This window comes from Acidovorax delafieldii (assembly GCF_007993815.1).
In the GTDB taxonomy this organism is placed as follows: Bacteria; Pseudomonadota; Gammaproteobacteria; order Burkholderiales; family Burkholderiaceae_C; genus Acidovorax; species Acidovorax delafieldii.
The window spans coordinates 186,892-196,528 of record NZ_VJWE01000001.1 but is presented as its reverse complement, the minus strand read 5'-3'; the positions used below and the strand labels follow the sequence as shown (position 1 = coordinate 196,528).

The window sequence follows — 9,637 nt, the reverse complement described above, 5'->3', positions numbered from 1 at the left end:
GATCAGCCCCGGCGACTTCATCCCCCTGGCAGAACAGACCGGCCTCATCCTCCCGCTGGGCCAATACGTGCTCCAGACCGCCTGCGAACAACTGCAGCGCTGGAGCCAGCACCCAGACACCGCCCACCTGTCCATCTCCGTCAACGTCAGCGCCCGCCAATTCCGGCAACCCGGCTTCGTGGCCGAAGTGCTGCAAACCTTGAAGAACCACAACGCAGACCCCCGGCAACTCAAGCTCGAACTCACCGAAAGCCTGCTGCTGGGCGACATCGAAGACACCATCGCGCGCATGGTGCAGCTCAAGAGCGAAGGCGTGGGGTTTGCGCTCGATGACTTCGGCACCGGCTATTCGTGCCTGTGTTACCTCAAGCGCCTGCCGCTGGACCAAGTGAAGATCGACCAGAGCTTCGTGCGGGACGTGCTGACGGACCCGAACGACGCGGCGATCGTGCGGACGATCCTGGCGCTGGCCAAGAGCCTGGATTTGGAGGTGGTGGCGGAGGGGGTGGAGACGACGGGGCAGCTGTCGTTCCTGAGGCTGCACGGGTGCGAGGGGTTCCAGGGGTATCTGTTTGGAAGGCCGGGGCCCGTCGAGTTGTTCGAGCGTGAGCATCTGCCGGGCCATTCCGCCCCCTCGCTGCCGACCGCTCTGCCCGCACCGCAGGAGCTGCAGCCATGAACGGTGTGGGCATCCTGTGGGTGGACATTGATACGCAGCATGCGGCGGCCGCGCGGCGGCTCATGGCAACGCGTTACCCCGACTGGCGGGTGGTCAACAGCCCCACGCCAGAAACTGCCAAGGCTCCCCTCGCCAGCCAGGCTTGGGATGCCGTGGTGCTGTGCCTCAAGCCCACCGACCAGGAACTGCCCGGCCTGCTGGAGCTGTGCGCTGGCCGCCCGGTGCTGATGTGCATCGATGCAGCGCAAGAGGCCCTGGCTGCGCGCGCCTTTCGCTGCGGGCTGGGCGACTATGTGCTGCGCGAGGCCGATGGCGTAGCGCACCTGAGCGAGCTGCTCAACCGCTTGGTGGCGCTGGTGCAAGGCGCCAAGGGGCAGGGCCAGCCTGTGCGCATGGTGGATGCCCGCATCTGGCAAGAGGCTCTGACCATGCTGCAGGAGCAGCGCTCGGCCCTGCAGGCCACGCTGGCCAGCATGAGCCAGGGCATCTTCAAGACCGGGCCCGATGGCCGCATCACCGTCTACAACGAGCGCGTGCTGGAGCTGCTGAACTTGCCCGAGTCGCTGATGGCCACCCGCCCCACGCTGGCTGACCTGACGCGCGTGCAGGCCGAGCGCGGTGACTTTGGCGAGGGCTATAGCCTGGTGGACCGTCGCGGACACGACTACGTGGCACAGGGGGCTGTCGCTGCGGCCCCGGCGCTGTACTGGCGTACCACACGCGATGGCCGTACGTTCGAGGTCCGCACCACCACGCTGGCCGATGGTAGCCTGGTGCGTACGTTTGCCGATGTGAGCGACTACGTGCGTGTGGAGAACGAGCTGCGCGAGAGCGAGGCGCGCTTCCGGTCCCTGAGCGACCTGTCGTCCGACTGGTACTGGGAGCACGATGCCGAGGGCCGCTTTGTGCAACTGGCGGGTGATCTGAGCGTGAACGGCATTCCGCTGTCGGACGTGATGGGGCGCACGCGCTGGGAGATCGGCGCCCTGAACATGACCGATGCCGACTGGGCTGCACACCGCGCGGTGCTGGCCGCGCACCAGCCGTTCCGTGACCTGGAGCTGCAACGCCGGCGCGCGGACGGCAGCATGCACTGGATCTCGGTCAGCGGCGTGCCGGTGTTTGATGCCAACGGCGCGCTGCGTGGCTACCGGGGCGTGGGCCGCGACATCACCGAACGCAAGCAGGTCGAGAGCCAGATCGAACGCCTGGCGTTCTATGACTCGCTGACCGGTCTGCCCAACCGCCGCTTGCTGGTGGACCGGCTGCAACACGCCACGCTGGCGGTTGCGCGCTCTGACACCCAGGGCGCGCTGCTGTTCATTGACCTTGACAACTTCAAGGACCTCAACGACACGCTGGGCCATGACACCGGCGACCAATTGCTGCTGCAGGTGGCCCAGCGCCTGAAGGGCTGCGTTCGGGAGTCCGACACCGTGGCCCGTTTTGGTGGCGACGAGTTCGTGGTGCTGGTGGAGGGCCTCAGCCCCGACCCCGCCCACGCAAGCGCCGAGGCTGCGCTGGTGGCCAGCCACATCATCACCACGCTGGGCAAGCCCTATGCGCTGGGCGATGCCAGCCACCACAGCACACCCAGCATAGGCATCGCGCTGTTTGGCCGGCAGACCGTGAGCGTGGATGAGCTGCTCAAACATGCCGACCTGGCCATGTACCAGGCCAAAGCGGCGGGGCGCAACACCCAGCGCTTCTTCGACCCCGACATGCAGGCAGCCGTCAACGCCCGCTCCAACCTCGAAGCCGACCTGCGCCAGGGCCTGGCCCGGGGCGAGTTGCTCGTGCACTACCAGCCCGTCGTGGACCACCACGCCCGCCTGCTGGGCGCAGAAGCCCTGGTGCGCTGGCGCCACCCACGACGGGGCATGGTCTCACCCGCCGAATTCATACCGCTGGCGGAGCAGACCGGGCTCATCCTGCCGTTGGGGCAATGGGTGATGGAGACGGCCTGTGCACAGCTGGTGGCTTGGCAGCGCAGCTCGCTCACGCGACAGTTCTTCCTGTCGGTGAACGTGAGCGTGCGGCAGTTCCGCCAGCCCGACTTTGTGGAGCAAGTGCTGGGCGTGCTCGATGCCACGGGCGCCAACCCGGAGCGCCTCAAGCTCGAACTCACCGAGAGCCTCTTGATGGCCGATGTCGAAGATGTGATTGCGCGCATGGAGCATCTGCGCCGCTACGGCGTAGGCTTCTCGCTGGACGACTTTGGCACCGGCTATTCCAGCCTGAGCTACCTCAAGCGCTTGCCGCTCGACCAGCTCAAGATCGACCAGGGCTTTGTGCGCGACCTGCAGACCGACCCCAACGACGCCGCCATCGTGCGCACCATCCTGGCCTTGGCCGACAGCCTGGACCTGGCGGTGGTGGCTGAGGGCGTGGAGACCACGGGCCAGCTGGAGTTCTTGCAGCGCTACGGCTGCAAGGCCTTTCAGGGCTACCTGTTTGGCCGGCCCATGCCCGCCGAAGTGCTGGAGCGTGCGCTACGGCCTGCGCTATGACCTGCGCTAAGACAAAGGCTACCCAGCGCGCGCAGTTCACAATCGCGCCATGAAAAAACAGGTGTTGGTCGCCGGTGGCGGCATTGGCGGCTTGGCCGCAGCGTTGGGCGCATCCCGGGCCGGGTGGGAGGTGCGGCTGTACGAGCGCGCTGCCGCGTTCAGCGAGGTGGGTGCGGGCGTGCAGATCGGGCCCAACGTGGTGCGCCGCTTGCAGGCCTGGGGTCTGCAGCAGCCGCTGCAGGCGGTGGCTGCCTTCCCCAGCCGGTTGCAGGTGCGCAACGCCGTCAGCGGCCAAGAGCTGGCCGTGTTGCCCCTGGGACCCAAGGCGGTGGAGCGCTATGGCGCGGCCTACGCCACCATTCACCGTGCGGACCTGCATGGCCTGTTGCTGTCCGCCGTGACCAAGTACACCGACACGCAATGGCATCTGGAGCATGCGATCGACAGCTTTGCCGATGCCGACGGCGTGGTCACCGTGCGCACCAGCCGGGGCAAGCAGGTTGAGGGCGATGCCCTGATTGGTGCCGATGGCCTGTGGAGCCGCACGCGCACCCAGCTTCTGGGCGCGGTACCGCCACGCGTGACGGGGCACCTGGCCTACCGCGCGCTGGTGCCGCAGCATGCGCTGCCTGATGCCTTGCGCACGGCGCAGGTCACCGCATGGCTGGGCCCGCGCCTGCACGCGGTGCAGTACCCCGTGCGTCGGGGCGAGCTGCAAAACCTGGTGGTCATTGTGCAAGGACCCGCACCGCAAGACCTGGAGAACTGGGACCACGCCGCCAATGCCGCAGGCCTGGAGCACGCACTGCAAGGCACCTGCACCGCGCTGCAGGACGTGGTGCGCAGCGTGAGTGCCGCGGGTGGGGCGGGCTGGCGCCTGTGGCCCTTGTGTGACCGCCCGCCGGTGCGCAGCGCCGACGAGATGGCACAAGGCCTGGTGGGCCTGCTGGGCGATGCCGCGCACCCCATGCGGCCGTACCTGGCCCAAGGCGCGGGCATGGCGATTGAAGACGCGGCCGAGTTGCAGCGTGCTTTGGCCATGCACGACCTCGATGTGCCGATGCGTCTGCGCCGCTATGCGCTCAACCGCTGGCAGCGCAACGCGCGGGTGCAGGCACGGTCTACACGCAATGGCCGCATCTTCCATGCCACGGGGCCGGTGCGCTGGGGGCGCGACCTGTCGCTGCGCCTGCTGGGCGAGCGCCTGCTGGATGTGCCCTGGTTGTACCGGGGCGACGGCTCCAGCGCCAGTTCGTTGTGACGGTTGGCCTGCGGGGGCGCACTGCGGATAAGCCCTTGGCGCATAGCCCATGCATGCGTTATCAACCGGACATTCCAGTTGTCAGGACATTCCCTATCCGGTGCAACCCGCGAGCGCGTTTTGCAGGGTGAACTTTGCGCAGTGTGCCACGCTCTATCCCTGTGTGTGCAATGCCACAAAAAGGCCAGCCACACGCCCGCGAATTTGCTGTTCAAGCGCAGGTCGTGGTGCTACAAAGAGCCAAGCCGGTAGCGATTGCCAATGCAACACCGTGGTACCACCTGAGCCCGCCAGGGGTGCCGCTACAGGAGGTCGTATGGATGCCATCAGCAACTTCGCCGCGCGCTATGTCCGTAGCCGCGAAGAGGAAATGTCGATCGACGAGTACCTCGCCGAGTGCAAGCGTGATCCCATGGCCTATGCCACATCGGCCCAGCGCATGCTGGCAGCGATTGGCGAGCCCGAGATGGTGGACACGCGCAACGACCCGCGCCTGTCGCGGCTCTTTGCCAACAAGGTCATCAAGCGCTACCCCGCATTCACCGAGTTCTACGGCATGGAGGAGTCCATCGAGCAGGTGGTGAGCTTCTTCCGCCATGCCGCGCAGGGGCTGGAGGAGCGCAAGCAGATCCTCTACCTGCTGGGCCCTGTGGGCGGTGGCAAAAGCTCCATTGCAGAGCGCCTCAAGGCGCTGATGCAGAAGGTGCCGTTCTATGCGCTCAAGGGCTCGCCGGTCAACGAATCACCGCTGGGTCTGTTCGACGCCGCAGAAGACGGCCCGGTGCTGGAGGAGCAGTTCGGCATTCCGCGCCGCTACCTGCAGCGTGTGCTGTCGCCGTGGGCGGTGAAGCGGCTGGAAGAGTACGGCGGCGACATCCGCCAGTTCCGTGTGGTCAAGCGCTACCCCAGCGTGCTCAAGCAGGTGGGCATTGCCAAGACCGAGCCGGGCGACGAGAACAACCAGGACATCTCCAGCCTGGTGGGCAAGGTGGACATCCGCAAGCTCGAAACCTTTGCACAGGACGACACCGACGCCTACAGCTACAGCGGCGGCTTGTGTCTGGCCAACCAGGGGCTGCTCGAATTCGTGGAAATGTTCAAGGCGCCCATCAAGGTGCTGCACCCGTTGCTCACGGCCACGCAGGAGGGCAACTACAAGGGCACCGAAGGTTTTGGAGCGATTCCGTTTGACGGCGTGGTGCTGGCCCACAGCAACGAAAGCGAGTGGAAGGCGTTTCGCAACAACAAGAACAACGAGGCGTTTCTCGACCGCATCTACATCGTCAAGGTGCCGTACTGCCTGCGCGTGAGCGAGGAGATCCGCATCTACGAAAAGCTGATTCGCGAATCGTCGCTGGGCAACGCCGTGTGTGCGCCCGGTACGCTCAAGATGATGGCCCAGTTCGCCATCCTCACGCGCCTGAAAGAGCCCGAGAACTCCAGCATCTTCAGCAAGATGCAGGTGTACGACGGCGAGAGCCTCAAGGACACCGACCCGCGCGCCAAGAGCTACCAGGAGTACCGCGACTACGCGGGCGTGGACGAGGGCATGACGGGCATCTCCACCCGCTTTGCGTTCAAGATTTTGTCCAAGGTGTTCAACTTCGACAGCGCCGAGGTGGCCGCCAACCCGGTGCACCTGATGTATGTGCTGGAGCAGCAGATCGAGCGCGAGCAGTTCGCCACCGATCTGGAGACCAAGTACACCGGCTACATCAAGGAGTTCCTGTCGCCGCGCTACGCCGAGTTCATTGGCAAGGAGATCCAGACGGCCTACCTGGAAAGCTACAGCGAATACGGCCAGAACATCTTCGACCGCTACGTCACCTACGCCGACTACTGGATCCAGGACAACGAGTACCGCGACACCGACACCGGCGAGGTGTTCGACCGCAGCGCGCTCAACGCCGAGCTGGAGAAGATCGAGAAGCCCGCAGGCATCGCCAACCCCAAGGACTTCCGCAACGAGATCGTCAACTTTGTGCTGCGGGCGCGCGCCAACAACCAGGGCAAGAACCCGAGCTGGACCAGCTACGAAAAATTGCGGCTGGTGATCGAGAAGAAGATGTTCTCCAACACCGAAGAGCTGCTGCCGGTGATCAGCTTCAACGCCAAGGCCAGCGCCGAAGAGGCCCGCAAGCACGAGGACTTCGTCACCCGCATGGTGAACAAGGGCTACACGCCCAAGCAGGTGCGGCTGCTGTGCGAGTGGTACCTGCGCGTGCGCAAGAGTAGCTAGGGTCAGTGCCTGGGCCACAGGCCCTGCATGGGGAACGGGAGCAACGGATGGCATTGCAAATCATCGACCGCAGGCTCGCTGGCAAGAACAAGTCGGTGGGCAACCGCGAGCGATTTGTTCGCCGCTACAAGGAACAGATCGCGGATGCGGTGCGTCGTGCCGTCTCGCAACGCGGCATCCGCGACATGGAGCAGGCAGAGAGCATCACCATCCCGCGCAAGGACATCAGCGAGCCTGTGTTCCACCACGGCCAGGGCGGCATCCGCGACACCGTGCACCCCGGCAATGCAGAGCATGTACGTGGCGACCGCATCGAGCGGCCCCAGGGCGGTGCGGGTGGGCGTGGATCGCAGGCCAGCGACAGCGGCGAGGGCGAGGACGACTTCACCTTCACGCTCACCAAGGAAGAGTTCATGCAGCTCTTTTTTGAAGACCTCGCGCTGCCGCACCTGCTGCGCACCCACATTGGCGAGAACCCGCAGTGGAAGTCGCGCCGCGCAGGCTACAGCCAGGACGGCATCCCCAACAACCTGGCCGTGCTGCGCACCATGCGCGGCGCTTTGGGTCGGCGCATTGCACTGGGCAAGTCGGCGCACCGCGAGCTGCTGGCGCTGCAGGCCGAACTGGACGCCCTGCTGGCGCAGGACGACGGCACCAGCGAGGCGGTGGCTGAGTTGCAGCGCCGCATTGATGCGCTCACGGCGCGCATTGGCAAGATTCCGTACCTCGACCCCATCGACCTGCGCTTTCGTGCGCGCACACTGGTGCCGGTGCCCAGCAGTCAGGCGGTGATGTTCTGCGTGATGGACGTGTCGGGCTCGATGGACGAAACGCGCAAAGACCTTGCCAAGCGGTTCTTCATCCTGCTGTACTTGTTTCTCACGCGGCACTACGAGACCATCGACATCGTGTTCATCCGCCACCACACCCAGGCGGCCGAGGTGAGCGAGGAGCAGTTCTTTCACTCCACCGAAAGTGGTGGCACCGTGGTCAGCAGCGCGCTGGTGCTGCTGGACCAGATCATCCGTGCACGCTACCCCAGTGGCGACTGGAACATCTACGTGGCCCAGGCCAGCGATGGCGACAACTTCACCAACGACAGCGGCATCTGCCGCAACCTGCTGGTGGGCAAGATCCTGCCGCTGGTGCGCTACTTTGCCTATGTGCAGGTGGCTGAGGAAGAGCAGAACCTGTGGGACGAGTACAGCCAGTTGATGCCGCTGTACTCCCACTTTGCGATGCGCAAGGTCGCTGCACCCGGTGACATCTACCCGGTGTTCCGCGATCTCTTCAAGAAAGAGGGGGTGGCCGCATGAACAACGTTGTGCAGTACCCCGTGCTGGAGCGCCGCCTCAGCGACAACCCCTGGAAGGCTGCTGCCGTGGGTGAGCGCCGCCACCGTGTCGTGCCCGGCCAGCCCCTGCCTGCGGGCGCGCGTCCTGCCGAGCCGTTGCCCGATCCGAGCGACTGGACGTTTGAGCTGATCGAGCGCTACCACGCCGCCATTGCTGCCACGGCCGAGCGCTTTGGCCTCGACACCTACCCCAACCAGCTGGAGATCATCACCGCCGAACAGATGATGGATGCCTACTCCAGCGTCGGCATGCCGGTGAACTACCGGCACTGGAGCTACGGCAAGGAGTTTCTGGCCACGGAGCGGCGCTACCGGCGCGGGCACATGGGGCTGGCGTATGAGATCGTCATCAACTCCAACCCCTGCATCAGCTACCTGATGGAGGAGAACACCACCGCCATGCAGGCGCTGGTGATTGCGCATGCGGCCTACGGGCACAACAGCTTCTTCAAGGGCAACTACCTGTTTCGCATGTGGACCGACGCGTCCAGCATCATCGACTACCTGGTGTACGCCAAGGACTACGTGGCCCAGTGTGAAGAGCGCTACGGCATGGCCGAGGTGGAGCGGCTCATGGATTCGTGCCACGCGCTGGCCAACTTTGGCGTGGACCGCTACCGCCGCCCCTCCAAGAAGAACCTGGCGCGCGAACGCTTGGAGCGCGCGCAGCGCGAGGCCTATGCCCAGCAGCAGGTCAACGACCTGTGGCGCACCCTGCCCACGCGCCCCGGCAAGGAGGACGCGGCGCAGGAGCACAACCGCTTTCCGCAGGAGCCGCAAGAGAACATCCTGTACTTCATCGAAAAGAACGCGCCCCTACTGGAGCCCTGGCAGCGCGAGATCGTCCGCATCGTGCGCAAGATCGCGCAGTATTTCTACCCCCAGCGCCAGACCCAGGTCATGAACGAAGGCTGGGCCACGTTCTGGCACTACACGCTGCTCAACACCCTGTACGACGAAGGCCACCTGAGCGACGGAGTGATGATCGAATGGCTGGGCTCGCACACCAACGTCGTGTACCAGCCGCCCGTGGGGCACCGCGCCTACAGCGGCATCAACCCCTATGCGCTGGGGTTTGCCATGTACCGCGACATCCAGCGCATCTGCCAGCACCCCACGGAGGAGGACCGGCGCTGGTTCCCCGACATCGCGGGCACGCCCTGGCTGCCTGCGCTGGACCACGCCATGCGCAACTTCAAGGACGAGAGTTTCGTCGGCCAGTACCTCAGCCCGCACCTGATGCGCGAGATGCGCCTGTTTGCGCTGCACGATGACGCCAACGAGCGCGAGCTGGTAGTCAGCGAGATCCACGACGAGAACGGCTACCGCAACCTGCGCCAGCTGCTGTCGCAGCAGTACGACCTGGGCACGCGCGAGCCCAACATCCAGGTGTGGAACGTGAACCTGCGTGGCGACCGCAGCCTGACCCTGCGCCACACCCAGCACCAGGGCCGCCCGCTGGCCGACGACACGCAGGAGGTGCTCAAGCACGTGGCGCGGCTGTGGGGCTTTGGGGTGCAGATCGAGAGTGCGGACGCCGATGGCAACCACCCGGTGCTGCTACACCAGGTGCCCGCCTCAGCCACCTGACCGG

General features: G+C 65.4%; 6 protein-coding genes. All 6 read left to right on the top strand.

The features are described 5' to 3' along the window. The coding region (locus ATF69_RS00915; protein WP_146869600.1) for a putative bifunctional diguanylate cyclase/phosphodiesterase at positions 1 to 679 on the top strand (679 nt) is incomplete at its 5' end. Then, entirely contained in the window at positions 676 to 3,189 is a 2,514-nt protein-coding gene (locus tag ATF69_RS00910; RefSeq protein WP_146869599.1) for a putative bifunctional diguanylate cyclase/phosphodiesterase, read from the top strand. The genes ATF69_RS00915 and ATF69_RS00910, both read left to right, overlap by 4 nt. 49 nt (positions 3,190 to 3,238) lie before the next feature. After that, on the top strand, positions 3,239 to 4,450 hold the full coding sequence (locus tag ATF69_RS00905) for an FAD-dependent monooxygenase (protein WP_146869598.1): 1,212 nt from the start codon (positions 3,239 to 3,241) through the stop codon (positions 4,448 to 4,450). 316 nt (positions 4,451 to 4,766) lie between these two features. Beyond that, positions 4,767 to 6,689: a PrkA family serine protein kinase gene (locus ATF69_RS00900; RefSeq protein ID WP_146869597.1), complete on the top strand. Its 1,923-nt coding sequence runs from the start codon at positions 4,767 to 4,769 to the stop codon at positions 6,687 to 6,689. A gap of 47 nt (positions 6,690 to 6,736) precedes the next feature. Beyond that, a complete protein-coding gene (locus tag ATF69_RS00895; protein WP_146869596.1) occupies positions 6,737 to 8,005 on the top strand; it encodes a YeaH/YhbH family protein in 1,269 nt (422 codons plus the stop codon). Next, entirely contained in the window at positions 8,002 to 9,633 is a 1,632-nt protein-coding gene (locus tag ATF69_RS00890) for a SpoVR family protein (RefSeq protein ID WP_146869595.1), read from the top strand. The genes ATF69_RS00895 and ATF69_RS00890 overlap by 4 nt, the downstream gene beginning before the upstream one ends. The last annotated feature ends 4 nt before the right edge of the window (positions 9,634 to 9,637 follow it).

What these genes read in the sequence shown, in the direction of transcription:
- ATF69_RS00910 (WP_146869599.1), top strand. Translation starts at nt 676, where the DNA reads ATGAACGGTGTGGGCATCCTGTGGGTGGACATTGATACGCAGCATGCG.
- ATF69_RS00905 (WP_146869598.1), top strand. Translation starts at nt 3,239, where the DNA reads ATGAAAAAACAGGTGTTGGTCGCCGGTGGCGGCATTGGCGGCTTGGCC.
- ATF69_RS00900 (WP_146869597.1), top strand. Translation starts at nt 4,767, where the DNA reads ATGGATGCCATCAGCAACTTCGCCGCGCGCTATGTCCGTAGCCGCGAA.
- ATF69_RS00895 (WP_146869596.1), top strand. Translation starts at nt 6,737, where the DNA reads ATGGCATTGCAAATCATCGACCGCAGGCTCGCTGGCAAGAACAAGTCG.
- ATF69_RS00890 (WP_146869595.1), top strand. Translation starts at nt 8,002, where the DNA reads ATGAACAACGTTGTGCAGTACCCCGTGCTGGAGCGCCGCCTCAGCGAC.